This window comes from Mesorhizobium sp. M7A.F.Ca.CA.004.12.1.1 (genome assembly GCF_003997835.1).
Classification (GTDB): domain Bacteria; phylum Pseudomonadota; class Alphaproteobacteria; order Rhizobiales; family Rhizobiaceae; genus Mesorhizobium.
Genome location: NZ_RZRK01000004.1, coordinates 1 through 24,827, shown reverse-complemented (window position 1 = coordinate 24,827; position 24,827 = coordinate 1). Strand labels below are relative to the sequence as shown.

The 24,827-nt window shown below is 64.1% G+C and carries 22 protein-coding genes and 2 pseudogenes; 22 read left to right on the top strand and 2 right to left on the bottom strand.

Annotated elements, in window-relative coordinates; translation table 11 throughout:
- Nucleotides 1-839 (bottom strand): annotated as a pseudogene (locus EN984_RS00650) (calcium-binding protein); the annotation flags it as partial.
- Between the two features lie 508 nt (nt 840-1,347).
- Between EN984_RS00650 and EN984_RS00645 the strand changes: the two are divergent.
- Together EN984_RS00645 and EN984_RS00640 are read left to right on the top strand one after the other, a co-directional pair.
- Nucleotides 1,348-3,045: a type I secretion system permease/ATPase gene (locus EN984_RS00645; RefSeq protein WP_245480014.1), complete on the top strand. Its 1,698-nt coding sequence runs from the start codon at nt 1,348-1,350 to the stop codon at nt 3,043-3,045.
- On the top strand, nt 3,038-4,414 hold the full coding sequence (locus tag EN984_RS00640; RefSeq protein ID WP_127266444.1) for an HlyD family type I secretion periplasmic adaptor subunit: 1,377 nt from the start codon (nt 3,038-3,040) through the stop codon (nt 4,412-4,414). The genes EN984_RS00645 and EN984_RS00640 overlap by 8 nt, the downstream gene beginning before the upstream one ends.
- 174 nt (nt 4,415-4,588) lie before the next feature.
- On the opposite strand, the gene EN984_RS00635 is transcribed toward EN984_RS00640, so the two are convergent.
- A complete protein-coding gene (locus EN984_RS00635) occupies nt 4,589-5,539 on the bottom strand; it encodes a LysR family transcriptional regulator (protein ID WP_127269808.1) in 951 nt (316 codons plus the stop codon).
- Nucleotides 5,540-5,632: 93 nt separating this feature from the next.
- Between EN984_RS00635 and EN984_RS00630 the strand changes: the two genes are divergently transcribed.
- The 20 genes and pseudogenes from EN984_RS00630 to EN984_RS00535 all read left to right on the top strand — a co-directional run.
- On the top strand, nt 5,633-6,538 hold the full coding sequence (locus tag EN984_RS00630) for a dioxygenase (RefSeq protein WP_127266442.1): 906 nt from the start codon (nt 5,633-5,635) through the stop codon (nt 6,536-6,538).
- 3 nt (nt 6,539-6,541) lie between these two features.
- The gene (locus tag EN984_RS00625) at nt 6,542-7,501 is read left to right on the top strand and encodes a VOC family protein (RefSeq protein WP_127266441.1); all 960 of its coding nucleotides are present in this window, start codon (nt 6,542-6,544) and stop codon (nt 7,499-7,501) included.
- Complete coding sequence (locus EN984_RS00620) at nt 7,441-8,157, top strand: dienelactone hydrolase family protein (protein WP_335930785.1); 717 nt, start codon at nt 7,441-7,443, stop codon at nt 8,155-8,157. Before EN984_RS00625 ends, EN984_RS00620 begins: the two co-directional genes overlap by 61 nt.
- Complete coding sequence (locus EN984_RS00615) at nt 8,157-9,218, top strand: maleylacetate reductase (protein ID WP_245480013.1); 1,062 nt, start codon at nt 8,157-8,159, stop codon at nt 9,216-9,218. The genes EN984_RS00620 and EN984_RS00615 overlap by 1 nt, the downstream gene beginning before the upstream one ends.
- A 26-nt stretch (nt 9,219-9,244) precedes the next feature.
- Nucleotides 9,245-10,519 (top strand): ABC transporter substrate-binding protein, encoded by a 1,275-nt coding sequence (locus EN984_RS00610; protein ID WP_127266438.1) that lies wholly within the window; start codon nt 9,245-9,247, stop codon nt 10,517-10,519.
- Nucleotides 10,520-10,578: 59 nt separating this feature from the next.
- Nucleotides 10,579-11,295, top strand: coding sequence for an ABC transporter ATP-binding protein (locus EN984_RS00605; RefSeq protein ID WP_127266437.1), 717 nt, complete (start codon nt 10,579-10,581; stop codon nt 11,293-11,295).
- On the top strand, nt 11,295-11,996 hold the full coding sequence (locus EN984_RS00600) for an ABC transporter ATP-binding protein (protein WP_127266436.1): 702 nt from the start codon (nt 11,295-11,297) through the stop codon (nt 11,994-11,996). The genes EN984_RS00605 and EN984_RS00600 overlap by 1 nt, the downstream gene beginning before the upstream one ends.
- Before the next feature lie 67 nt (nt 11,997-12,063).
- Nucleotides 12,064-12,927, top strand: a complete 864-nt coding sequence (locus EN984_RS00595) for a branched-chain amino acid ABC transporter permease (RefSeq protein WP_127266435.1) — start codon at nt 12,064-12,066, stop codon at nt 12,925-12,927.
- Nucleotides 12,928-12,935: 8 nt separating this feature from the next.
- A complete protein-coding gene (locus EN984_RS00590) occupies nt 12,936-13,985 on the top strand; it encodes a branched-chain amino acid ABC transporter permease (RefSeq protein ID WP_127266434.1) in 1,050 nt (349 codons plus the stop codon).
- Nucleotides 13,985-15,739, top strand: coding sequence for an FAD-dependent monooxygenase (locus EN984_RS00585; RefSeq protein ID WP_127266433.1), 1,755 nt, complete (start codon nt 13,985-13,987; stop codon nt 15,737-15,739). Before EN984_RS00590 ends, EN984_RS00585 begins: the two co-directional genes overlap by 1 nt.
- A gap of 10 nt (nt 15,740-15,749) precedes the next feature.
- A complete protein-coding gene (locus tag EN984_RS00580; RefSeq protein ID WP_127266432.1) occupies nt 15,750-16,640 on the top strand; it encodes an intradiol ring-cleavage dioxygenase in 891 nt (296 codons plus the stop codon).
- On the top strand, nt 16,640-17,458 hold the full coding sequence (locus EN984_RS00575) for an SDR family NAD(P)-dependent oxidoreductase (RefSeq protein WP_127266431.1): 819 nt from the start codon (nt 16,640-16,642) through the stop codon (nt 17,456-17,458). The genes EN984_RS00580 and EN984_RS00575 overlap by 1 nt, the downstream gene beginning before the upstream one ends.
- A gap of 63 nt (nt 17,459-17,521) precedes the next feature.
- Complete coding sequence (locus tag EN984_RS00570) at nt 17,522-18,829, top strand: ABC transporter substrate-binding protein (protein ID WP_127266430.1); 1,308 nt, start codon at nt 17,522-17,524, stop codon at nt 18,827-18,829.
- Nucleotides 18,830-18,854: 25 nt separating this feature from the next.
- Nucleotides 18,855-19,583, top strand: coding sequence for an ABC transporter ATP-binding protein (locus EN984_RS00565; protein WP_127266429.1), 729 nt, complete (start codon nt 18,855-18,857; stop codon nt 19,581-19,583).
- Nucleotides 19,580-20,308 (top strand): ABC transporter ATP-binding protein, encoded by a 729-nt coding sequence (locus EN984_RS00560; protein ID WP_127266428.1) that lies wholly within the window; start codon nt 19,580-19,582, stop codon nt 20,306-20,308. Before EN984_RS00565 ends, EN984_RS00560 begins: the two co-directional genes overlap by 4 nt.
- Nucleotides 20,295-21,158 carry a branched-chain amino acid ABC transporter permease gene (locus EN984_RS00555; RefSeq protein ID WP_127266427.1) on the top strand — a complete coding sequence of 288 codons (864 nt, stop codon included), beginning with the start codon at nt 20,295-20,297 and terminating at the stop codon, nt 21,156-21,158. The genes EN984_RS00560 and EN984_RS00555 overlap by 14 nt, the downstream gene beginning before the upstream one ends.
- Nucleotides 21,155-22,180: a branched-chain amino acid ABC transporter permease gene (locus tag EN984_RS00550; RefSeq protein ID WP_127266426.1), complete on the top strand. Its 1,026-nt coding sequence runs from the start codon at nt 21,155-21,157 to the stop codon at nt 22,178-22,180. Before EN984_RS00555 ends, EN984_RS00550 begins: the two co-directional genes overlap by 4 nt.
- Nucleotides 22,181-22,192: 12 nt before the next feature.
- Entirely contained in the window at nt 22,193-23,209 is a 1,017-nt protein-coding gene (locus EN984_RS00545; protein ID WP_127266425.1) for an alcohol dehydrogenase catalytic domain-containing protein, read from the top strand.
- 27 nt (nt 23,210-23,236) lie between these two features.
- Entirely contained in the window at nt 23,237-24,025 is a 789-nt protein-coding gene (locus EN984_RS00540) for an alpha/beta hydrolase (RefSeq protein WP_127266424.1), read from the top strand.
- A gap of 27 nt (nt 24,026-24,052) precedes the next feature.
- Nucleotides 24,053-24,827 (top strand): annotated as a pseudogene (locus tag EN984_RS00535) (acyl-CoA dehydrogenase); the annotation flags it as partial.

The following is a 24,827-nucleotide window of genomic DNA, read 5'->3' as shown; positions in this document are numbered from 1 at the left end:
GTCGGAGGCGTGGCCGGAGCAGGGGCGGCGACGTCGGTTGGAGGCGGGGTCGTGGTATCGATCGGATCGGTTACTGGGGGGGCGGCCGAGCCACCGGTGCTTTGGAGATTGTGCTGTTGGAACAAAGCCTGCAACTCCGGCGAATTTTCCAGAGCTGTGTCACCGTTCTGCGAGCCCCAGGCATAGGCATAATCGAAGGCAGGCGACGGAACCAGTGCTGCCCAATGATCTATCATCGTTTGCATCTGTTCCGGCGTCGGCATCTGATGCTTCCCGCCCGTGTCGGTCGTCCAGTTGCCACCGCCAAAAGTCTGATAGACTGGAATGATTTTGTCGATCGGGATGCCGGACTTGACGGCCGCAGCCACGGCCCTGTCGATCATGTTGTAGTCGACCGTGCTCACGTCATCGCGCACCGGGTAGGGGTCCAACCCATAGTAGTCGATGCCGGTATTTGCCGGATTATACGTGTTGGAAAAATCCGGGTTTGTTGGAGAGCCCATATTCATCATGGTGATGAACGTCTTGGCGCCTGGAAAATGGGAATGGATCCAGTCCGACTCCGCCTTCAGGGTTTCGGCACTTGCATATGTGCCCCATCTGCCGGTGGGATCTGGCTCGTCCATCAGGAAGAACCCGAACACCTTGGGATTGTTGAGAAAGGGCGTAACTTGTTCGATGAAAGAGGAGGTGACGCCGTCGTGGGCGCTGAGATAGACGAGGCCTTTCATGCCGTCCGGCAAAGCATTGACCTGCGAGAGATATTGAACATCGACCAGGTTGAACCCGGCGGTTGCGACTTCGGTGGCTGATCCACCGGACGCATAATGGAGTGTCATCCAATGATCCTTTGGTTGATTCGACTTATGCCCCGCGTCTGCTTAGGTGATTGCTACATTAGGATGAAATCAAATACGAAACACAACGGGATAGAATGTTTGATTGATCTAAGTTGTTGCTCAGTAGCAGGTATTTTGCTCAGCCGACCGTGGCACCTTTGAAAGTGTTTGGGAGCAAGGACATACGCCTCTTTTGCTGGCTCCGTTCTGACCAATTCCTTTAGCGAAAATCGTCATTTTTCGGGAAGTTATCCCCAGACAGGGAGACGTCGGCCGTCGCGTTTCGCTGGTTCACGCCACGAATCGGCTGCATTTTCCTCAAAGTCGACGTATGTAAGCAGAGCGTAATAAGGGGGGCGACGGATAGCGGCTGCTATGCGCACTAAGAAAGGTTTGAGCCATTACAACTTACGGAAGTAACGGCGCGGCAGTGTCGCGCGAACGACCGCTGGTCATGAAAACATCGGGGGCCGGTTCTCCCGAGCTCCGTTCCGCTATTCTCGCCTGCATGCCTGGGCTGCTTGGCGTGGCGCTGTTCTCGGCAGTGATAAACATTCTCGCTCTGACCGGTTCGGTCTATATGTTGCAGATCTACGATCGCGTTCTGCCGTCGCAGAGCGTTCCGACCCTGGTGGGGTTCACGATCGGAATGCTGGGCCTGTATGCCGTATACGGGCTTCTGGATTTCGTGCGGCTTCGCGTGTTGGTCCGCATCGGCAGCCGGCTCTATAGGAATTTGCAGCAAAAGGTGTTCTCCATCTCCCTGTCCCTGCCGCTCAAGGCAGGGCGTGATGCGGACCGTCTGCAGCCTTTGCACGATCTTGACCGACTGCGCGGCTTTCTCTCCGGAACGGGACCCACGGTCATCTTCGACGCCCCGTGGATCCCCTTTTATCTGCTGATCATTTATTTGCTCCATCCTTCGCTCGGCCTGCTGGCGACGGTCGGTGCGATCGCCGTGGTCCTCTTAACAGCGATTGCGGAAGTGTTTAGCCGAGGCCCCGCCGCGCGTGCCTCGGAGGAGCTGCTGTCGCAGCGGGCGCTTGCCGATTCCGGCCGCCGCAACGCCGAAGTCGTTCACGCAATGGGGCTTTCTGGTCGACTGGCTCGACGCTGGAGCGACGTCAGCCGAGCCTATCTCGCCCAGCAGGAACGTCTCTCGGACGTCGTTGGTGGCGCCAGTTCGCTGTCGAAGGCCCTGCGGATGGCGTTGCAGTCCTGTGTTCTCGGTCTCGGCGCTTACCTGGTGATCGGCGGCGAGGCTTCACCTGGGGTGATCATCGCATCTTCCATTTTGCTTGGCCGCGCCTTGGCCCCGGTCGATGCTGCGATCGCAAACTGGAGAGGCTTTCTGTCGGCCCGGCGCAGCTATTCCGAGCTGGCGGCGGTCATGGCGGCATTCGGCCGCCAGGACGAGCCAATGGAGTTGCCTCGGCCGCAGGCGCGGTTTGCGGTCGAGCAATTGACCATTGCGCCGCCCGGCTTGCCAAAGCCAACCGTGGTCAATGTGAGCTTCCATCTGTCGAGAGGCGCTGGGATGGCCGTAATCGGCCCAAGCGGTTCCGGCAAGACAACTTTGGTGCGTTCGTTGGTCGGGGTGTGGAAGCCGCTCCATGGCTCGGTGAGATTGGACGGCGCCTCTCTCGATCAATGGAACTCGGAACAACTCGGCGCCCATATCGGCTACATGCCGCAGGATGTGGAGTTGTTTGACGGCACGGTAGCAGACAACATTTCGAGGTTCCGAGGCAAGACGGATCCAAAAGGCGTCCTTGCGGCGGCAAGAGCAGCCGGCGTCGAGAAAATGATAATGCAACTCCCCCAGGGATTTCAGACCCGCATCGGCGAGGGCGGAGCGGCCCTGTCGGCAGGGCAGAGGCAACTCGTGGGTCTCGCCCGAGCACTTTATGGCGAGCCGTTTCTTGTCGTGCTCGACGAACCGAACTCGAACCTCGACGTGGACGGGGACGCTGCCCTGGCCGGCGCCATACGGGCAGTGCGTCAGCGCGGAGGCATCGTCATTGTCGTTGCGCATCGTCCCTCAGCTCTCGCCAACATCGATCAGGTACTGGTTATGTCGAATGGGACGGTTCATGCCTTTGGCTCGCGCGAAGAGGTCTTGGCGAACGTGCTCCGACCGTCACCGCCTGTTCCACCTCGGCCATCTTCTTTGGCGCCGATACCGGGGGTTGCCGGGCATGCATGAGGCTCTGCTCGAAACATTCGTCACCTTCTCGTCGTATGCTCGGACCCTTCGTGGCAGCAAACCGCCTGCCGTGAGCGCGCCAGATCTGTCGGACGGTATACGGGCCAACCTGATATTCGGCTTGGCGATTACCGGTCTGCTGGTTCTTGGCGGTGGTCTGTGGCTGGGGTTGACCAACATCGCCGGCGCTGTGGTTGCACCAGCCACCGTGGTGGTGGAAACCAACGTCAAGAAGGTCCAGCATCAAACCGGAGGCACAGTGGGCGGGATCTTCGCGCAGGACGGAGATCATGTACGAGCCGGCGACGTGCTGGTCAGACTGGATGACACGCTGCCTCGTGCGAACCTGCAAATCATCAGTGAGGATCTCGATCGCGCGACCGTCCGCCTCGCCCGGTTGGAGGCCGAGCGCACGGGCCTGGCGGAAATGCAGCTGCCGGCCGGCCTGAAGGCGCGAATGAACCAGCCGGAGCTGGCTGCGCTCGTCAATGGCGAGCGCGCTCTCTTTGAAACGCGCGCTTCGGCTTTGGCTGGACAGAAGGCACAGTTGAGAAGCCAATCCCAGCAACTTGAACGTCAGATCGACGGCCTTAAGGCGCAACAGAGCGCGGTGGATGAATCGGTTGCTCTGCTGAACAAGGATTTCGCGGACGTTGATTCCCTCTACGCCAAAAAACTCGTCTCCAAGGAGAGGCTAAGCAACATCAAGCTGGATGCCACCCGGGCCAGGGGAGAATCGGGGCGCCTCGCTGCAGCAGTAGCTGAAGCGCAGGCGCGCATCAGCGAAACGGGGTTGCAGATGCTGCAACTGGATGACCAAAGGCGCACTGACGTGACGACCGAACTCCGCGAGACGGAAGCTAAGCAGACCGAACTCAACGAACGGAGGATTGTGGCCCAGGATGAATTGACCAAGACAACGATCCGCGCGCCGCAGTCCGGAACGATACAGGAATCGGCTGTCCATACCGTCGGCGGCGTTATCGCGCCTGGCGAGATGCTCATGACCATCGTACCTGATGCCGATGATCTTGTGGTGGACGCGCTGATCCCGCCGTCGCGGGTCGACGACGTCCGCCCGGGGCAGCCGGTATCGATCCGTTTTCCGGCGTTCGACGTGGGAACCACTCCGGTCTGCCAAGGGTCAGTGAAACACATCTCGGCAGATCTGATTAAAGATCCGCAACGTCAGCTTTCCTATTTCTCGGCGCGTATCAAGGTTGAAAGCAAATCGAACTGCCTGACCGAAGCGAAGGTGCTGAGGCCAGGTATGCCCGCCGAGGTTCATATCCGCACCGATGAACGCAATGTCTGGTCCTATCTGTTGAAACCCTTTGTGGACCAGATGTCCAAGGCGTTTACGCAGTGATGGCGAGGTGGAGGAGGGAGAGCCAATAGGATATCGGGATTTCTGGCGGCCCGACGGCTTTTGGGGGCGGGCGGCCGTCGAGCCTAACCGGCGACGCGGGGATGAAGCGCCTCCGGCTGGAGGAAACATGCGCGTTATGTGACGCCACCGCATCATTCGAATAGCGAGGCCGGATTACCGCCCCCAGACGACGGCATTCTCGTGCCGTTTGATGATGTGCTTCAGATTCTCGAAGGCGGTCGTGACGTGGCCGGCGAAGCGCTCTGCCGCGGGCGAGCGTGGCCCGCTGACCCGGCGCAGGATTCCAAGCGAGCGGCTGGGCTGCGGAATTTCATAGGGTAGCACCGTCACCCGGTTTTCCTTGCGCTGCGCGAAGACCACGGAGAATGGCAGCACCGCCAGCGCATCGGTTTCGGCAAGGAAGTTGATCACGCTCATCAGCGAGCCTCCCGAATAGCGGACGTTGAGGTCCGACATGCCGATGCTCATCAGGATCATCTGCAGGTCCGACATCAGCGGAGAGCCGGGTAGGGGGGCAACCCAGGGAAAGCTGGTCAGGTCATGCGCCCTGAGGCGGCGATTTCGCAGCAGGGGATGGTCGGGCCGGCAAGCCACGACGTTGCGTCCGGGCAGGATTTCCGTGAATTCGAAGCCGGGTCCCAGGTCTAGCACGCCGATCGGCACGATCCCGAGATCGATCTGGTTGCTCTCCAGCGCCGCGACCATCTCGGGCAGGTTCATGTAGCTTTGCTGGACGGTGACCTCGGGCTCGAGCTTCTGGAATTCTCCGATCATCCGGCTGATCATCGCATCCATGAAGAAAGGCACGCCGCCGACACGGACGACGCCCTTGGTGCCTTTCATGAAGCCCTGCACCGCATCCGACGCCTTGCGCGACGCGGTGATCATCGTGCGGCCCTGCGCCGCCAGCTGGAAGCCGAGCGGTGTCGCCTGCAGGGGCCGGCGACCCTTGAGGAAAAGCGGCTCGCCCACCCGTGCCTCCAGCATGGCCAGCGATCGACTGACTGCCGGCTGGGTCAGGCCCAGCATAGCGGCTCCTTCCGACACGCCGCCTGCATCCAGCACCGCAGCGAGCTGCATGAGGTGGCGCTCGTTCAGCTTCATAGCAAAACGCTATACAAGGGACGCCACATCTCATCAAGCATCGCGTCGGGCCGTGCTATCCCGCTTGGCAAGGGGAAGGGAGGCCCCGGCGGAATGCACGGCCAGCACGACCCGAAGCGAGATGAATTCCCCAAGGCGATCTCGACGCAGGCCGAGGAATTCTCACGGCGCCTGACGGCAATGGGCCAGTCCCGCCTGGCGGCGGCGGCACAGGCAGCCGTCGACGGTTTGCACGCGCTGATCGTCGAGTTGCGCCCCTCCGGCGAGGAATTCCGGCAGGCGATCGATTTTCTGACCGAGGTTGGCCACTACGCCGATGCGCGGCGCCAGGAATGGGTGCTGTTCGCCGACGTCCTGGGCGTGTCTTCGCTGATCGAGGATCAGAACAGCCCGCGCCCTGTTGGGGCGACCCCAAACACCCTGGCCGGCCCCTTCTACCGGGCCGACGTGCCGGAGATGCCGCTCGGCGCGAACATCTCGCGCGATCACAAGGGTGAGCCGCTGGAAGTTGCCGGCCGGATCGTCGCGCTCGACGGCGCGGGGATCGGCGATACGATGGTCGAGATATGGCAGGCCAATGCCGAGGGTCTCTACGAGAACCAGGAACCTGATAAGCAGCCTGAATTCAATCTGCGCGGGCGCTTCCGTACCGATCCGCAGGGGCGGTTCCGCTTCACGACGGTGAAGCCGAAGGGCTACACGCTGCCGTCGGACGGCCCAGTCGGCCAATTGATGTCGGCGCTTGGCCTTGGCCTCGAGCGGCCGGCCCACATCCATTTTCGCGTCTCGGCGGAGGGCTTCGAAACGCTGACGACCCACATCTTCGACCGGTCGGACCCCGCGATCGGCCGGGATGCGATCTTCGGGGTCAAGCCCGAACTCATGGCCGAGTTCCGCGCGCTGCCGCCCAACGGAGGAAAACGGAAGCACGCGCTCGACCTCAACCTCGTGCTCTGTCCGCAGCGGCGGGGCGAAACCGAAACCTCTGGGAGGAGATGACCGATGGCACGTGTCAGCGGCTACCACCATTTGACGCTCTCGACGGACAGCGCTCAGGAAGATTTTGATTTCTATACCAAGGCACTGGGCCTGCATTCGGTCAAGCGCACCGTCTTGTTCGACGGCGTCATCCCGGTCTATCACCTCTATTACGGCTCGCCCAACGGCGATGCCTCGACGATCATCACCACCTTCCCGTTCCGCAAGCCAGGCGTCTATGGCCGCCGCGGATCCAACCAGTCGCGTACCATCATGCAGTCGATCCCCAAGGGGGCCGTGGATTTCTGGGTCGACCGGTTGAACGCGCGCGGCATCGAGGCCATCAAGATCACTCGTTTTGGCGCCGACCGTGCGGCTTTCGCACATCCCTGCGGCATCCCGCATGAGCTGGTGGAAAGCGACAGGGATCCACGCGCGCCCATCGCCAACGAAACGCAGGGCATCGGCAAGGCCCACGGCATCAAGGGAATCTACGGCGCCGTGGTGGCGGTGATGGACCGCACCGCCATGGACGACTTCCTGACCATCGCATTGCCGATGGAGAAAGAGGCCGATGACCACGAGGGGCTTGTGTTCCGCGTGCCGGACGCGGCCGGCGTCGCGCAGCGCGTGGAGGTCATTGTCGATCGCGACAGCCCGCAGGGCACCTGGACGCTGGCTGGCGGCACCATCCACCATCTAGCCCTCAACACCGGCGACGAAGAGAACCAGCTGAAACTGCGCGCCCATATAGAGGGCCTCGGCTTCACCGATATATCGGAGCAGAAGGACCGCAACTACTTCAAGTCCTGCTATGTCCGCTCGCCCGGAGGCGCGCTGTTCGAAATTGCCTGGACCACGCCGGAAGGCTGGGCCAAGGATGAGCCTCCGGGCCAGATCGGCAAGACGCTGGTCTTCCCGCCGTGGTTCAAGGACCGCGAGAGCGAATTGCAGGCCGGCCTGGAAGAGGCGGATTTCACGTGAGTTCAGGCAGCGGTCCGCTCCGGCTTGGGCCAAGAGGCCCGGAGGCGAAGGCGATCTGCGTCTTCGTCCACGGCCGCGGCCAATCGCCCGAAGAGATGCAGTCGCATGTGCTGTCGCGGCTTTCCGCGTCCGCCGTGGCCTTCATCCTGCCGCGTGCACCGCACGGCATCTGGTGGGAGGCGCGTGCCGTCGATCCGTTGACGCCGGTCGCCCGCGCGCAGCTTTCGGATGCGCTCGACCACCTTGCGGCCGCAATGGTCGCGGCGCGGGCCGAACTGCCCGGACTGCCGCTTCTTCTCGCGGGCTTCTCGCAAGGGGCGTGTCTCTCGATCGAGTATCTCTGCGCGGGGCTGCCGCCGCCGGACGCTTTGGCGGCCTTCACGGGCTGCCGTGTCGGCGTTCCGGCGGACGAAAGATCCGAGGCGGCGCCGGCCGGAATGCCGATCTATCTTTCCGGTGGCGATGCTGATCCCTGGATTCCGGTCTCGGCGTTTGCCGATGCCGCGCAATCGCTGGGCCGGTTTGGCGCGAGCCTGCGGGCCGATCTGTTCCCGGGCCGCGGCCATGAGGTCTCGGACGCCGAGATCGCCATGCTGGGCACGATCCTCGACGACCTCGCGGCCGGGCGTGGCCCGCGCATGGAGGCGGCGCGATGATGGACAGCTTCACCTTTCCTGGCCTGACGACACGGGTGGTCTTCGGTGCCGGCAGCATGGCTCGCGTCGAAGAGGAAGTCCGGCGGCTCGGCCATGACAAGGTGATGGTGCTGTCGACATCGCATCAGAAGGGCGATGCGGAAAGACTGGCCGCAAGCCTTGGTGGCCTCGCGGCCGGGATCTTTGCCGGCGCGGTCATGCATACCCCTGTCGAGGTCACGGAAAAGGCCGTCGATGCCTTCCGCAGCAGCGGCGCTTCGGCGGTCGTCAGTCTTGGCGGCGGCTCGACCACCGGGCTCGGCAAGGCCATTGCCGTGCGCACCGGCGCCGACCAGGTGGTCATTCCCACCACCTATGCCGGCTCGGAAATGACTGACATCCTCGGCGAGACGGCGGCCGGTGAGAAGACCCCCCGCCGCTCGCCGGACATCCGCCCCGAGACGGTGATCTACGACGTCGATCTGACATTGAGTCTGCCGGTAGGTCTCACCGTGACCTCGGCGATGAACGCGATCGCTCATGCGATGGAGGCCTTCTATGCCCCCGATCGCAACCCGGTGATCGTGCTGATGTGCAGGGATGCCATGATTGCCTTCAAGGACGGCATTCCAAGGCTGATCGGCGACCCGCAGGATCGCGCGGCGCGGACGCAGGCGCTCTATGCGGCGTGGTGCTGCTCGACCGCACTCGGCTATGTCTCGATGGCGCTGCATCACAAGCTGGCGCATGTCTTCGGCGGCTCGTTCGATACGCCGCATGCCGAAACCCACGCCATCCTGCTGCCCTACACGACCGCCTTCAACGAAGCGGCAGTGCCCGATCTGCTGCGCCCCATCGCCGAGGCATTCGGCGGCGGCTCGGCGGGCGGCGGGCTCTGGGATTTCGCACAGTCGGTCGGCTCTCCGCTGAGCTTGAAGGCGATCGGCATCGAGGAGACCGATCTCGACCGCGCGGCGGCGATCGCGGTCAAGAATGCCTATGCCAATCCGAGGCCAATCGATCCGGGATCGATAAGGGAACTCCTTCAGGTGGCGTGGGAGGGACGCCGTCCGGGGGCTTGAGAATAAAACAAGAGGGAGGAACTACAGTGATCACAAGACGCAGCCTACTGAAAGCCTCGGCGGCGACAGGCCTGGCGCTGGCCGGTTCGCGCCTGGCGACGCCGGCCATCGCGCAAGGCGCCAAGATCCGCCTGGGCTATGTTTCGCCGCAGACCGGGCCGCTTGCCGGCTTCGCGGAGAGCGATGCCTACAACATCAAGGCCTTCCTCGCTTCCGAGGCGGGCAAGAACTTCGAGGTCATCGTCAAGGACAGCCAGTCGAATCCCAATCGCGCGGCCGAGGTGGCGAAGAGCTTGATCGTCGATGACGAGATCAACCTGATGCTCGTCGGCTCGACACCCGAGAACACCAACCCTGTGGCCACCACCTGCGAGGCGGAGGGCGTGCCGGTCATCTCGACGATGGCGCCGTGGCAGCCCTGGTTCATCGGCCAGCAGGGCAATCCGGCCGATCCGGCCTCGTGGAAGCCTTTCAACTTCGCCTATCATTATTTCTGGGGTCTCGAAGACATCATCGCCGTCTACACCGGCATGTGGAAACAGCTTTCCACCAACGGCAAGGTGGGCGGGCTGTTCCCCAACGATGCCGACGGCAATGCCTGGGGCGACCCGAAGAATGGATTGAAGCCCGGCCTCGATGCCGCCGGCTTCAGCCTTGCCGATCCTGGCCGCTATCAGAACCTTTCGGACGATTTCACCGCGCAGGTCAACGCCTTCAAAGCCGCCAATGCCGAGATCGTTACCGGGGTGGTCATTCCCCCCGACTTCACCACCTTCTGGAACCAGGCCCGCCAGCAGGGCTTCAACCCCAAGGCGGTGACGGTCGCCAAGGCGATCCTTTTTCCGCAATCGGTCGAGACGCTCGGCGATGCTGGCCACAACCTCTCGTCCGAGGTCTGGTGGTCGGCCTCGCATCCGTTCAAATCGTCGCTGACGGGCGAGAGTTCGGCCGAACTCGCTGCGGATTTCACCGCCAAGACCGGCCGTCCCTGGACCCAGCCGATCGGTTTTGTCCATTCGCTGTTCGAGGTGGCGGCCAATGTCATGGGCCGCGTGTCGGATCCAACCAATGCCGAGGCGATCGCGGCGGCGATAGCGGCCACCGACATGACGACGGTGGTGGGCAAAGTGGCCTGGAGCGGTGCGGGATTGCCACCTTTCGCCGCGAAGAACGTCTGCAAGACACCGCTCGTTGGCGGGCAGTGGCGCAAGAAGGCCGGTGGCGGCTTCGATCTGGTGATCGTCGAAAACGCCGGCGCCTCCGAGATACCCACCGCCGGCAAGATGGAAGCCCTGGCCTGACGCTGCCGAGGGCGGCTGATACCGCCGCCCTCGTTCGGCGCGACCCAAGGATGATAGTGATGATACTCAGGCTGGAAAACGTTTCGAAGTCCTTCGGCGCCCTGAAGGTTGCGGATTCCGTGACCGTCAGCGTGCCGCGCGGCGAAGCGCTGGGCATTATCGGCCCGAACGGCGCGGGAAAATCGACGCTCTTCAACCTGATCACCGGCAATCTGTTTGCCAATGAGGGGCGCATCGAATTGCTCGGCCGCGACGTGACCCGTGCTCCGGCGATGGAGCGGGTGCGCATGGGCGTTGGCCGCAGCTTCCAGATTCCGCAGCCTTTCGAGGGGCTGACCGTGTTCGAAAATCTCTTGACCGCTGCCGCTTTCGGCCGCGGCGGACGCGAGGCCGAGATGGTCGACGATTGCGCTGGTATCCTCGAGGAGACGGAGCTTCTCAGGAAGGCCAATTTCGTGGCCGGCTCGCTGAGCCTTCTCGACCGCAAGCGCCTCGAACTCGCCCGCGCCCTGGCGACAGGCCCTGAGCTTCTGCTTCTGGACGAGATCGCCGGCGGTCTGACGGAGGGCGAATGCAAGGCCCTGGTCGCGACGATCAAGGCGATCCACGCCAGGGGCACGACAATCATCTGGATCGAGCATGTGCTGCACGCCCTGAATTCGGTGGTAGAGCGGCTTCTCGTGCTGGATTTCGGGCGTGTGATCGGGATCGGTGCGCCTGATGAGATCATGGCCTCGAAGGCGGTTCGCGAAATCTATCTGGGGCTCGAGGTCTGATGCTGGAAACGCGTGGCCTCACCGCGAATTACGGCCAGTTCCGGGCGCTGTTCGGTGTGGATATCAGCGTGGCCGCGGGCGAATGCGTGGCGATTATCGGCGCCAATGGCGCCGGAAAATCCACGCTGATGCGCTCGATCACGGGCGTGATCGGCAACGAGCCCGGTATGGTGCTGCACAGAGGCGAGTCGATCGGCGCGCTGTCGTCGGCCGAGATCATGAAGCGCGGTATCGCCATGGTGCCGGAGGGGCGCCGACTGTTCCCTTCGCTGACTGTCGAGGAAAACCTGCTGGTCGGCGGGCAGGCGCGCAAGGTGCCGGGGCCGTGGAACCTCGACGCGGTCTATGATCTTTTTCCGATCCTGCGCGAGCGGCGCAAGAGCCCCGGCACAGCGCTCTCGGGCGGCCAGCAGCAGATGGTGGCGATCGGCCGGGCGCTGATGTCGAACCCCGAATTGCTGCTCTGCGACGAGATCAGCCTCGGCCTCGCGCCCGTCGTCATCCGCGACATCTACGCAGCCCTTCCCAGGATCCGCGAAGGCGGCGCCGCGATCGTGCTGGTGGAGCAGGATATCGGCAAGGCGCTGGCGGTCGCCGACCGTGTCTACTGCATGATGGAGGGCCGCGTCACGCTGGCCGCCAGGGCGGCCGAGGTCAAGCGCGAAGACATCCATTCTGCCTATTTCGGAGTGGCGGCATGATCCGGAAACCGAGGCTCCGTCATCTGCTCGCGCAGCGCTCTTGTGGCCTGATCGAGGTGGCGCGGCGATGATCTGGCTGGACACCCTCGTGCAGGGGATTCTGCTGGGCGGGCTCTATGCCCTATTTGCAGCGGGATTGAGCCTCGTCTTCGGCATCATGCGGCTGGTGAATCTCGCCCATGGCGACCTCATCATCCTTGCCGCCTATCTGGTTTTGATGGGCGTCACGCTGCTCGGCCTGTCGCCCTGGATCGCTGCCCTGGTCGCCATGCCGGCGATGTTCGCGCTCGGCTGGCTGCTGCAGGCCGCCGTGCTGAACCGCGTGCTGGGCAAGGACATCCTGCCGCCGCTTTTGGTCACCTTCGGCCTGTCGGTCGCCCTGCAGAACGGCCTGCTCGAGGCCTTCTCCGCCGACAGCCGCCGTATTCCGGTGGGCGCGTTGGAAGGGGCATCGCTCGATCTCGGGCTGGTCACGGTGGGGATCATGCCGCTGATGACCTTTGCCTCGGCGATCGTGATGATCATTGCCCTGAACGGGCTCTTTTACCACACCGCGCTCGGCCGTGCCTTCCGCGCCACCTCGGACGACGCCGTGACGGCGGGGCTGATGGGGATAGAACCGAAGCGGATTTTCGCGATCGCCACCGGGATCGCCATGGTCGTGGTGACGCTGGCGGCCCTCTATCTCGGCATGCGGGCAAACTTCGATCCTTCGATCGGGCCGGCGCGGCTGATCTATGCCTTCGAGGCGGTGATCATCGGCGGCCTCGGCAGCCTATGGGGAACGCTCGCGGGCGGGATCATCATCGGCGTGGCGCAGACGTTTGGTGCCGCGCTCAATCCGGAATGGCAGATCCTGGCCGGCCACATCGCCTTCCTGGCCGTGATGCTGCTCAAACCGCGCGGGCTTTTTCCGCGCGCAGTGGATTGAGGGGCGGCATGTATCGACTGACAACCCGCACCCGCGCCGGAACCGTAACCGCGATCACGGTGCCGATCGTCATCGTCGCCGCGCTCGCGCTGCCTGCCGTGGCCTCGCGGGGCGTCATACAGGATCTGTTCTTCATCCTCACCATGCTGACGCTGGCGCAGATATGGAACCTTCTGGCGGGCTATGGCGGCCTGGTCTCGGTGGGTCAGCAGGCCTTCGTCGGCATCGGCGCCTACGCGATGTTCGCCGGCGTGATCCTGCTTGGCTGGAATCCGGTCCTGGCGATCCCACTGGGGGGGCTTGCGGCGCTGGTGCTGGCGGTTCCGACGGCCTTCTTCGCATTCCGTTTGCAGGGCGCCTATTTCGCCATCGGCACCTGGGTAATCGCTGAAGTGACGCGCCTGCTGGTCGCGCAGTGGAAGGCGCTCGGCGGCGGCACCGGCACTTCGCTGCCGCGCGAGGCGACGAGCAGCATCCTGGGCACCGATGCGATCAGGGCGCTGTTCGGCGTCCGCGAGGCCGCGGCACGCGACGTCCTGGCCTACTGGCTGGCCTTGGCGCTGGTCGTGGCGGTGACCGGCGGCATCTATTGGCTGCTGCGCAATCGCCTCGGGCTGGCGCTGGCGGCGGTGCGCGACAATGTCGACGCGGCGCAATCGGTCGGCGTCGATACCGGCCGGCTCAGATGGGCGGTCTTTCTGATCGCCGCGGCCGCCACCGGGCTGATCGGCGCGCTGATCTTTCTGCAGACGGCCCGCATCTCGCCGGGAGCGGCCTTTGCCGTCACCGACTGGACCGCCAACGTCATCTTCATAGTCGTCATCGGCGGCATCGGCACCATCGAGGGGCCGATCCTCGGTGTGCTGGTCTTCTTTGCGCTGCGCTCGGCGTTGGCCGACTACGGCAGCTGGTACTTGATGACGCTCGGCCTCATCGCCGTCGTCGTAATGCTTTTTGCACCAAAGGGGCTGTGGGGCCTGATCGCGTCCCGCAAGGGCCTGCACCTGTTTCCGGTTCGCCGCAGGCTGACCGGTCCGAAGATCGAGGGAGGAATTTGATGGCGGATATCGAAACCGACGTGCTGATCGTCGGCACTGGCCCGGCCGGCTCGGCCACCGCCGCGCTGCTGTCCAGCTACGGCGTCGCCAACATGATCGTCAATCGCTATCGCTGGTTGTCGAACACGCCGCGTGCCCACATCACCAACCAGCGCACGATGGAAGTGCTGCGCGACCTTGGGCCGGAGGTAGAGGCCGAGGCCATGATGCACGCCTCCCCGCAGGAGCTGATGGGCGAGAACGTGTTCTGCGAAAGCCTGGCCGGCGAGGAGATCGGCCGCATGAAGAGCTGGGGCGTCCATCCGCTCTCCAAGGCCGAACATCTCCTGTCGTCTCCCTGCTTCATGAACGATCTGCCGCAGACCTTCATGGAGCCGATCCTGTTCAAGTCGGCCTGCGCCCGCGGCACGCAGGCCCGCATGAGCACGGAATATGTCAGCCATGTCCAGGATGCGGACGGCGTGACCACGACCTGCCACGATCGGCTGTCGGGCAAGGATTTCACCGTGCGGTCGAAGTTCCTCGTCGGCGCCGACGGCGGCAACTCGCTGGTGGCCGAGCATCTGGGCCTGCCGCTCGAGGGCAAGATGGGCGTTGGCGGCTCGATGAACATCCTGTTCAGGGCTGATCTCTCGAAATATGTCGCCCACCGGCCGAGCGTCCTCTACTGGGTCATGCAGCCCGGCGCCGACGTCGGCGGCATCGGCATGGGTCTCGTGCGCATGGTGCGGCCGTGGGACGAATGGCTGATCGTCTGGGGCTACGACATCAACCAGCCGCCGCCTGAAGTGACGCCGGAACTGGCCACCAGCGTCGCGCGTCAACTGGTCGGAGATCCCGCGCTCGAGATCGAGCTCCTGGGCGCCAACACCTGGACCGTGAACAACTGCTTCGCCACGCACATGCAGAAGGGGCGGGTGTTCATCATGGGCGATGCCGCGCACCGGCATCCGCCCTCGAACGGGCTCGGCTCGAACACATCGATCCAGGACGGGTTCAACCTCGCCTGGAAGCTTGCCAAGGTCGTCAAGGGGCAGGCGGGGGTCGGGCTTCTGGACAGCTTCTCGGCCGAGCGCGCACCGATCGCGCGCCAGATCGTGACACGGGCGAACCAGTCCATCGCCGAATTCGGACCGATCTTCGAGGCGCTCGGCATGGACGGCGGCGTGGATCACGACAAGATCCACAGGAACATGGAGGCTCGCGCCGATGCGACGCCCGTCGCCGAAGCGCAGCGCGAGGCGCTCCGCAAGGCCATCGCCTTCAAGAAGTACGAGTTCGACGCCCATGGCGTCGAGATGAACCAGCGCTATGCCTCCGGCGCGGTGGTGACCGACGGCCAGCGCGAGCCGCCTTTCGAGAAGGATCGCGAGCTGCATTATGCGCCGACAACGTGGCCCGGTGCGCGCTTGCCGCATGTCTGGGTCTTCGAGCGCTCCGGCAGGAAAGTCTCGACGCTCGATCTTTGCGGGCATGGCGAGTTCACGCTGTTGACCGGCATTGGCGGCGAGGCGTGGGTCGCAGCGGCGGAGACGGTGGGCGCGGAACTCGGTCTGCCGATCCGCAGCCATGTGATCGGCCCGCGTCGCGCGATCGAGGATCATACCGGCGACTGGGCCGGCGCGCGGGAGATCCGCGACAACGGCTGCCTGATCGTTCGTCCCGACCATCATGTTGCCTGGCGTTCCGAAACGCTGGCGGCCGATCCGGCGGCCGAACTGCGCCGGGTCTTCAAATCCGTTCTGGCGCGCTGAGGAGGATCGCATGATCGACGAACACGAATCCGGCTATTTCACCGAAGCGAACTCGGCCGAGGTCGTGGTGGCGCGGAACAGGAACGCCAAGGACGAGCGACTCAAAGAGGTGATGGAGGTCATCACCCGCAAGCTGCACGAGGCGGTGAAGGAGATCGAGCCGACACAGGAGGAATGGTTCGGCGCGATCATGTTCCTGACGCGGACAGGCCAGATCTGCAACGAGTGGCGGCAGGAATACATCCTGCTGTCGGATGTTCTCGGTGTCTCGATGCTGGTCGATGCGATCAACAACCGCAAGCCGTCGGGCGCCTCGGAATCGACGGTGCTGGGACCCTTCCACGTCGCCGATGCGCCCGAACTGCCGATGGGCTCGAACATCTGCCTCGACCAGAAGGGCGAGCCCATGTTCGTGCATGGCCGCATCCTCGATACCGAGGGCAAGCCGATCGCAGGCGCCAAGATCGACGTCTGGCAGGCCAATGACGAGGGCTTCTACGACGTGCAGCAGAAGGGCATCCAACCCGACTTCAACCTGCGCGGCGTCTTCCGCACCGGCGCGGACGGGCGCTACTGGTTCCGCGGCGTGAAGCCCAAATACTACCCGATCCCGGATGATGGCCCGGTCGGCAAGCTGCTGGGCGCCCTGGGGCGTCACCCCAATCGTCCGGCGCATCTCCACTACATCGTCGAGGCCGAGGGCTTCGAAGCGCTGACCACGCACATCTTCGACCCGGACGACCCGTACATCGATTCAGATGCCGTCTTCGGCGTGAAGAAGAGCCTGCTCGCCGAATTCCGCAAGATCGAGGACGCCGAAGCTGCCGCCAGGGTCGAGGTTGCGGCCCCGTTCTACGACGTGGAGTTCGATTTCGTGCTGTCGCACAAGGGAGGAAACTGATGGCCGCACTTGAAAAGATGTTCGATGTCAGAGGCAAGTCGGTGATCGTCACCGGGGGCGCCAGCGGCATCGGGCAGGCCTATGCCGAGATCATGGCCGAGCACGGGGCGAAGGTCTGTATCTTCGACCTGAACCCTGCCGGGCTTGACACGACCGTGGCCGCGATCAGGGCGGTGGGTGGCGATGTCTGGGGCCAGGTTGTCAATGTCGGCGACCGCGCGGCCATGGCCGCAGCCTTCGACAAGGTCGCCGGGAAGGCGGGCTCGATCGATGTCGTGTTCGCCAATGCCGGGATCGATGCCGGGCCGGGCTTCAACACCCCGACGGGCGAAAGGAACCCCGAGGGCGCCATCGAGAACCTGCCCGACGAGCACTGGGACAAGGTGATGGAGATCAACCTGACCTCGGTCTACACCACGATCAAGCATGCCGTCCGGCACATGAAGCCGAATGGCGGCGGCCAGATCATCGTCACGTCGTCCATTGCATCGCTGATCAACGAGAGCATCGTGGGCACGCCCTACATGCCCGCCAAGGCCGCGGTGAACCATCTCGTTCGCCACATGGCGATGGAGCTTGGCGCCTACAACATCCGCATCAATGCCATCCTGCCCGGACCGTTCATCACCAACATCGCCGGCGGCCGGCTGCGCAATCCGGCGGACCGCAAGGCCTTCGAGGCCCAGTCGCTGCTCGGTCGGATCGGCGACCCGGAAGAGATCAAGGGCCTGGCGCTTTATCTGGCGTCGCCGGCCGCGTCTTACGTCACGGGCTCGCTGATCGTAATCGATGGCGGCTCACTGCTGAGGATGACCTGAAGCCGCTTTGAACTGAGACCGGTCCCGTGGGCCGGAGAAACTTAACCCAGGGAGGAACCGACGATGAGCTACTACAACAGACTGGTGAAATCGGGCTTGCGGCCCAGCCGCCGAAGCGTCCTGAAGGGGATTGGAGCCGGCCTTGCCGCCAGCACGCTTGGCATGCCGGCCTATGTGCGCGCCGCGACGGCGGGAAAGATCAAGCTCGGCTATCTCAGCCCGACGACCGGACCGCTCGCCCTGTTTGGTGAAACGGATGGCTACACCTTGCAGAAGATCCGCGCCCTGCTCGGCGGCCAACTGCAATGCGCCGACGGCAATACCTACGAAATCGAGATTCTTGACCGCGACAGCCAGTCCAATCCGAACAAGGCATCGGAAATCGCCGGCAATCTGATCCTGAACGACGAGGTGCATCTGCTCGTGCCGGCCTCGACCACCGACACGATCCTGCCCGCGGCCGAGCAGGCCGAGCTTTATGAAACGCCCTGCATTTCCTCGGGCGCTCCCTGGCAAGCGGTGATCATGCCGCGCGGCGGCGGCAAGCAGACCTTCGACTGGACCTATCATTTCTTCTGGGGCCTCGACGAGGCGTTGAACACCTTCGTCGGGCTCTGGAACCATCTGGAGACCAACAAGAAGGTCGGGATGCTGTTCCCCCAGAACATCGACGGCGAGACCTGGGGCAACGACGAATATGGCTTGCCAGCGCCGACCCGCAAGGCCGGCTACGAGGTCGTGGTGCCCGGCTATTTCCAGCCCCGCACCAATGATTTTTCCGCACAGATAGCCGAGTTCAAGAAGCAGGGCTGCGAGATCATCGGCGGCATTACCTATCCCGACGATCTGAAGACCTTCGTCACCCAGTGCAACCAGCAGGGCTTCAAGCCGAAGGCGGTCACGGTGGCGGCGGCGCTCTTGTTCCCGGGTGGCGTCGAGGCCATGGGTCCTCTAGGCAACGGCATGTCCTCGGAGGTCTGGTGGACCCCGGCCTTCCCGTTCAAGTCGTCGCTGACCGGCCAGGTCAGCAGCGACATCGCCAGCCAATGGGAAGCCGATACGAAGCGCCAGTGGACGCAGCCGCTGGGCTATTCGCATGCCTTGCTCGAGGTCGCCCTCGACATACTGAAGCGCTCTTCCAATCCGCTCGACCGTGCGGCCAATCGTGACGCTCTGGTCGCTACCGATCTGCAGACGCTGGTCGGTCATATCAAGTTCGACGGCTCACCCCACAAGAACATCTGCAAGACGCCGATCTTCGGCGGCCAGTGGGTGAAGGGCGAGAAATGGCCTTATGACCTGAAGATCGTCGACAACACTGTCAATCAGCTCTTCGCGCCGCAGCAGGCTATCCAGCCGATCGCCTGGTGACATGAGCGGGAACGCGGGCAGAGTTATGGGTAGGGAAATCCTGCTGAAAGCGCACGGCGTGTCGAAGTCCTTCGGCGCTGTCCGCGTCCTGCATGAGGTGAGCTTCGACGTGCATCGGGGCGAGGTGCTGGGCATCCTCGGCCCGAATGGGGCGGGCAAAACGACGCTGTTCAACATGATCAGCGGCGATTTGAAGACGTCCGGCGGCGAGATCCAGCTCGGCGACACCGCGCTTCGCGGCGAGCCGCCCTTCCGGCGCTGCCAGATGGGGATCGGGCGGACCTATCAGATCCCGCGTCCCTATTCCGGCATGACCACCTTCGAAAACCTGCTGGTCGCCGCCGCTTTCGGCGGCGGCCGGTCCGAGAAGCAGAGCTATGCTTTCTGCGCCCAGGTCCTGCGCGATTGCGAGCTCTCCGACAAGGCCAATGTCTCGGCCGGCGCGCTCACTCTGCTCGATCGCAAGCGGCTGGAGCTGGCGCGCGCGCTGGCGTCGGATCCGAAGCTGCTGCTGTTGGACGAGATCGCGGGCGGGCTGACCGACGATGAATCGAAGGCGCTGGTGGCGCTGGTGCGCCGCATACGCGACCGCGGCATCACCATTGTGTGGATCGAGCATGTGCTGCACGCGCTGCTGGCGGTGGCCGACCGGCTGTTGGTGCTGAACTTCGGCGAGAAGATCGCCGAAGGCGTGCCAGCCGAAGTGATTGCGCTGCCCGAGGTCCAGCGCGTCTACATGGGGATCGAGGCATGACGGCCGTTCTTTCCACCCACGGCCTGTTGGCCCGCTATGGCGATTTCCAGGCGCTCTACGGCGTCGACATCGAGCTGCACCAGGGTGAGGCCGTGGCCTTGATCGGCGCTAACGGGGCAGGAAAATCCACACTCCTGCGTTCGATCATGGGCTTGCTCCCGGTTGCGCGCGAGATGGTGCTGCTGCACGGCGAGGCCGTTGGCGGCACCACCACCGACCGCATGGTCCAGAAGGGTGTCGCCATCGTGCCGGAGGGCCGTCGGCTCTTCACCGGCATGTCGGTCGAGGACAATCTGCGCGTCGCCATCGACCAGGCCGCGCGCATGGGCGCTAAGGGCGGATGGACGTTGCCGCGGTTGCACCTGCTGTTCCCGATCCTAAAGGAGAAGGCCCGCACGCAGGTCCAGAGCCTCTCGGGCGGACAGCAACAGATGGTGGCGATCGGCCGCGCGCTGCTCTGCCAGCCGCGCGTGCTGCTCTGCGACGAGATCAGCCTTGGTCTTGCGCCGAAGGTGATCCGCGAGATCTATGCCGCCTTGCCCGAAATCCGCGCCACCGGAACGGCGATGATCGTGGTCGAGCAGGATGTCGGCCTCGCCCGAACCGCTACGGACCGCCTCTACTGCATGCTGGAGGGGCGCGTGACCCTGACCGGCAGGTCCGCCGAGATCACGCGTGAGCAGATCGGCAAAGCCTATTTTGGAGCAGGCCATGGAGTGGTTTGACGCCTTGGTGCAGGGAGTCCTGCTGGGCGGCATGTATGCCCAGTATGCGCTCGGCATGGCGCTGATGTTCGGCGTCATGCGGATCGTCAACATCAGCCATGGCGATCTGGTGATCCTTTTGTCGCTGATAGGCATTTCGATAGCCACGGCCTGGGGTCTGGGACCGCTGCCTGTGCTGATCTTACTGGTGCCGCTCGCGGTGCTGATGGGCTGGGTGCTGCAGAAGGCCGTGCTGAACCGCGTGGTGGGCAGCGATCCGCTGCCCTCGCTGATCGCCACCTTCGGACTTTCGATCGCGCTGCAGAACCTGATGCTGCAGATATGGTCCGCGAACAGCCGATCGTTGCCCGGCCATGGAATAGAGAGTCAATCCATCGAGATCGGCGGTATCTATGTCGGCCTCCTGCCGCTGATCGTGCTGGCCGTCGCCACGGGGTTGACAGGAGGCCTCGACCTGACGCTGAAGCGCACGCGCTTTGGCCGGGCGCTCCGCGCCGCGTCGGCCGATGTCGAGGCAGCGGCGATGACCGGCATCAATCCGCGCGCCGTCTATGCTATGGCGACAGCGGCAGCGGTCGGCATCCTCGGCTTTGCAGCCGTCTTCCAGGCGTTGCGGTCGACCGTCGCGCCGGCCGACGGACCTGCCCAGCTGATCTACGCCTTCGAAGCGGTGATCATCGGCGGCATGGGGACGGTATGGGGCGCCTTCGCCGGCTCGATGGTCCTCGGCATCTCGCAGGCCATCGGCTTCCGCATCGATCCGGGCTTCGGCGTGCTCGCCGGACATATCGTCTTCCTGATCGTGCTGGCGACCCGCCCGCAGGGCCTGTTCGGAAAGGCATTGTCATGAGTGCGATCCCCTATGTGGCAACCGAGGTGCCTGAGGTCCTGGTCCAGCGCCAGACCCGGTCCGGTCGCATCGCGATGACGCTGGCTGTGCTGGCGCTGATCGGTGTCGCCGCCATGCCATGGTGGGCCTCGACCGGCACGATCCGGTCGATTCTGGTGCTGTGCTGCTACATCGCCGTCGCTCAGATGTGGAACCTGCTCGCCGGCTATGCCGGCCTCGTCTCGGTGGGTCAGCATGCCTTCATGGGAGCGGCCGGCTATGCGCTCTTCGTGTTGGCCCAGACTTACGGCATCAATCCGTTTGTGGCGGTCTTCCTTTCGCTGCTGGTGCCGGCCGCGCTGGCCGTGCCGATCTACCTGCTGCTGCATCGCCTGGATGGCCCCTATTTTTCGATCGGCACATGGGTGGTGGCCGAGGTCTTCCGGCTGACCGCCTCGAACCTGCCGCTCGTCAATTCCGGCGCGGGCATGTCGCTTCGCGTGATGAAGGACTATTCGGCCTTCGAGCGGAATGTCGCCATGTCGCTGCTCTGCGCGGGGATGCTGCTCGTCACGCTGGGCGGCAGCTACTGGCTGCTTCGCTCGCGCTTCGGCCTTGCGCTGATCGCCATGCGCGACAATCCGGTCGCGGCCGCAAGCCAGGGCGTGAATGTCGTCAAGCTGCGCTTCCTGATCTACGTCGCGTCGGCGGTCGGCTGCGGTCTTGCCGGGGCGATCTATTTCATGGCGCAGCTCCGCATCACCCCGGGTTCGGCCTTCGATCCGATGTGGGCCAACGTCGCGATCTTCATCGTCATGGTCGGCGGAATCGGCTCCATCGAGGGCGTTCTGATCGGATCCCTGATTTTCTTCATCGCGGACCGCTGGTTCGGCGAATACGGCGCGACTTATTTCGTTGTCCTCGGCCTGATGACGCTTCTGGTCGCGCTCTACGCCCGGACGGGCATCTGGGGCCTGATCTCGAAACGGTGGGATGCACCATGGTTCCCGATCCGACGCAAGCTCGTCGACCCGAACCGCTGACGAGGAGGATTCATGAAAGCCGCCATCTTCGATAGGGTCGGCGTCCCGCTGCGGATCGGCACGGTGCCGGACCCGACGCCGGCACCGGGCGAGGTCGTCTTGCGTGTCGCCGCCTGCGGCATCTGCGGCAGCGATCTGCATATCACCGAGGACCCCGTGCCTTTCGGCATCGAGGCAGGCTTCGTGCTCGGCCATGAATTCTCTGGGGACATCGTCGCGGTCGGATCGGAGGCAACAGGCCTTCGGATCGGTGACCGTGTCGCCGTCGCGCCGATGCGCGGTTGCGGACACTGCGAAGCCTGCGAGCGCGGCGATCCGGCGCGCTGTCGCGAGATGGAGCTGATCGGCGGCGGCTATGCGCAATACGCGACCGTGGCCGCACGCCAGTGTCATATCCTGCCCGGCGATGTGGCGCTCGAGGATGGTGCGTTGGCCGAGCCACTGTCGGTCGCTCTGCATTGCATCGTCCGCTCGGGCATGAAGCCGGGGGATCGGGTCGCCATCCTGGGCGCTGGGCCGATCGGACTGCTCGTCGCCTTCTGGGCGCGGCGGATGGGGGCGTCGCGTGTCGTGGTGGCCGACATCCACGGCCATCAGCGCGAGCGTGCGCTTGCTCTCGGCGCGACCGGCTTCGCGCTTTCGGGCGAAAAGCTGACCGAAAACCTCGCCGATCTCTGTGGCGGAGCGCCAGACATTGTCTTCGAATGCGTCGGCAAGCGCGGCCTCATCGGCGCGGCGGTCGAAGCGGTGCGGCTGCAGGGCACGGTGGTTGGCGTCGGCTTGTGTATCGGCGGCGACGAATGGGATCCGTTCATTGCGCTGACCAAGGAAGTGAACCTGCTGTTCTCGGTCTTCTTCCATCAGCACAACGAATTCGGCGTCGCCCTCGATGCGCTGCGCGGCGGACCTTTCGCACCGCAAGCTCTGGTCACCGACCGGATCGACCTCTCGCCAGTTCCGCAGATATTCGAGAGCCTTCGCCGCCGCACCACGCAATGCAAAGTGCTGATCCAGCCGGACCTTGTTTGAGGCCGCACCTGTTTGAGGAGAGTGAAAATGGCCGTTCAATTCGAAACCCTCGAATACGATATCGGCGGCACGGAAACGGTGGTGAAGGCCATCGGTAGAGGCAAGCCCGTGCTGTTCCTGCACGGCGCCTCGACGCTTGAAGGCTTCGACTTCGCGGAGGGCCTCGCCGACCGCTTCCGCGTGCTCTGCCCGAGCCATCCGGGCTTCGGCTTTTCTGGCCCGGCGCCGCATGTCGCTGCGATGTCCGACATGGTTCTGCACTACCTGAACCTGCTCGATGTTCTGAACCTGCCGGAGAAGCCTCATCTCATCGGCTTTTCCATGGGCGGCTGGATGGCGACCGAGCTCGCCGGCCTTGCGCGGGAGCGTTTCGACAAGGTGGTGCTGATCGCGCCGGCAGGGCTCAACGACCCCGCGCATCCGGCCACCGATCTGGGCGCGGTCGCGCCGCAGGAGCTGCCGGCCTATCTGGCGCATGACGTCTCGGTGGCGCTGCGCTATTTCCCGGACGGCTCAGACCCCGCCTTTGCCGAGGCCTTCGGCGCCGACCGCGTCCGCGAAGGCGACACGCTCGGCCGGCTACTGATGCCATTCGGCATGGGCCATCCGAACCTGCGGCGCTTCCTGGCGCGCATCACCAACCCGACGCTGGTCGTCTGGGGCACCAAGGACCGTCTGCTGCCGGCGAGCCAGGCGCCGCTCTTCGTCGAGGCGCTGCCCGATGCACGGCTGATCCTGGTCGAGGATGCCGGTCATTTCGTCATGCAGGAAAAATCCGAAACGCTCAGGAAGATCGGCGACTTCCTCGCCGGCTGACCGCATTTGAAAAAGGAGGAGAAGACAATGAACAAACCCATCAAGCATGGCTCGTGGGGGACGACCACCGACTATCGCGACCTGCTGACGAAGATCGCGGAGATCGGGCCGGCCCTGGAAGCCAACGCCATCGCCGACGAGGAGAGCGGCGAACTGACTTCGGCCACGTTCGAGCTGCTGAAGCCGTTGCGCATGTCGCATATCTTCGCCGCGGAGAGCCTCGGCGGCGCGCAGTTGCGACCCACCCATGGTCTCGAACTGCTGGAGACGATCACCTGGTATTCGGGAGCGGCTGGCTGGGTTTCCATGGTGCATTGCTGCATCGGTGCGATGTCGGCGGCCTTTCTGCCGGACAGCGCGGTCGAGCGGCTTTTCGCGCCGGGCACCGACAACCGTTTCTCGGGGCAGGGCGCGCCGCTTGGCATGCTGAAGAAGGTCGACGGCGGCTACCGGCTGAACGGCAAGTGGAGCTATGGCAGCGGGTTCAGCCACGCCACCTATAGCCACAGTGCCGCCTTCGTCGATGACGGCACCGGCAAGCCCGCGAAGGACGACAAGGGCAATGTGATTATCATGTGCGCCCATGCGCCGATCTCGCAGCACAAGCAGCTCGGCAATTGGGACGTTCTGGGCCTCGGCGGCACCGGCAGCATCGACTATGCGGCCGAGGATGTCTTCATCGCCGACGATCTCGTCTTCCCGATCCTGACCGCACCGCCGCTGCGCCAAAAGGAGTTCTTCAGTCTCGGTGTCGTGGGCCTCGCCGCCATCGGTCATACCGGCTGGGCGCTCGGTACCGGGC

What these genes read in the sequence shown, in the direction of transcription:
- EN984_RS00615 (WP_245480013.1), top strand. Translation starts at nt 8,157, where the DNA reads ATGGACAGCTTCACCTTTCCTGGCCTGACGACACGGGTGGTCTTCGGT.
- EN984_RS00580 (WP_127266432.1), top strand. Translation starts at nt 15,750, where the DNA reads ATGATCGACGAACACGAATCCGGCTATTTCACCGAAGCGAACTCGGCC.
- EN984_RS00595 (WP_127266435.1), top strand. Translation starts at nt 12,064, where the DNA reads ATGATCTGGCTGGACACCCTCGTGCAGGGGATTCTGCTGGGCGGGCTC.
- EN984_RS00600 (WP_127266436.1), top strand. Translation starts at nt 11,295, where the DNA reads ATGCTGGAAACGCGTGGCCTCACCGCGAATTACGGCCAGTTCCGGGCG.
- EN984_RS00585 (WP_127266433.1), top strand. Translation starts at nt 13,985, where the DNA reads ATGGCGGATATCGAAACCGACGTGCTGATCGTCGGCACTGGCCCGGCC.
- EN984_RS00555 (WP_127266427.1), top strand. Translation starts at nt 20,295, where the DNA reads ATGGAGTGGTTTGACGCCTTGGTGCAGGGAGTCCTGCTGGGCGGCATG.
- EN984_RS00605 (WP_127266437.1), top strand. Translation starts at nt 10,579, where the DNA reads ATGATACTCAGGCTGGAAAACGTTTCGAAGTCCTTCGGCGCCCTGAAG.
- EN984_RS00540 (WP_127266424.1), top strand. Translation starts at nt 23,237, where the DNA reads ATGGCCGTTCAATTCGAAACCCTCGAATACGATATCGGCGGCACGGAA.
- EN984_RS00560 (WP_127266428.1), top strand. Translation starts at nt 19,580, where the DNA reads ATGACGGCCGTTCTTTCCACCCACGGCCTGTTGGCCCGCTATGGCGAT.
- EN984_RS00590 (WP_127266434.1), top strand. Translation starts at nt 12,936, where the DNA reads ATGTATCGACTGACAACCCGCACCCGCGCCGGAACCGTAACCGCGATC.
- EN984_RS00645 (WP_245480014.1), top strand. Translation starts at nt 1,348, where the DNA reads ATGCCTGGGCTGCTTGGCGTGGCGCTGTTCTCGGCAGTGATAAACATT.
- EN984_RS00565 (WP_127266429.1), top strand. Translation starts at nt 18,855, where the DNA reads ATGGGTAGGGAAATCCTGCTGAAAGCGCACGGCGTGTCGAAGTCCTTC.
- EN984_RS00570 (WP_127266430.1), top strand. Translation starts at nt 17,522, where the DNA reads ATGAGCTACTACAACAGACTGGTGAAATCGGGCTTGCGGCCCAGCCGC.
- EN984_RS00630 (WP_127266442.1), top strand. Translation starts at nt 5,633, where the DNA reads ATGCACGGCCAGCACGACCCGAAGCGAGATGAATTCCCCAAGGCGATC.
- EN984_RS00575 (WP_127266431.1), top strand. Translation starts at nt 16,640, where the DNA reads ATGGCCGCACTTGAAAAGATGTTCGATGTCAGAGGCAAGTCGGTGATC.
- EN984_RS00635 (WP_127269808.1), bottom strand. Translation starts at nt 5,539, where the DNA reads ATGAAGCTGAACGAGCGCCACCTCATGCAGCTCGCTGCGGTGCTGGAT.
- EN984_RS00625 (WP_127266441.1), top strand. Translation starts at nt 6,542, where the DNA reads ATGGCACGTGTCAGCGGCTACCACCATTTGACGCTCTCGACGGACAGC.
- EN984_RS00640 (WP_127266444.1), top strand. Translation starts at nt 3,038, where the DNA reads ATGCATGAGGCTCTGCTCGAAACATTCGTCACCTTCTCGTCGTATGCT.
- EN984_RS00545 (WP_127266425.1), top strand. Translation starts at nt 22,193, where the DNA reads ATGAAAGCCGCCATCTTCGATAGGGTCGGCGTCCCGCTGCGGATCGGC.
- EN984_RS00550 (WP_127266426.1), top strand. Translation starts at nt 21,155, where the DNA reads ATGAGTGCGATCCCCTATGTGGCAACCGAGGTGCCTGAGGTCCTGGTC.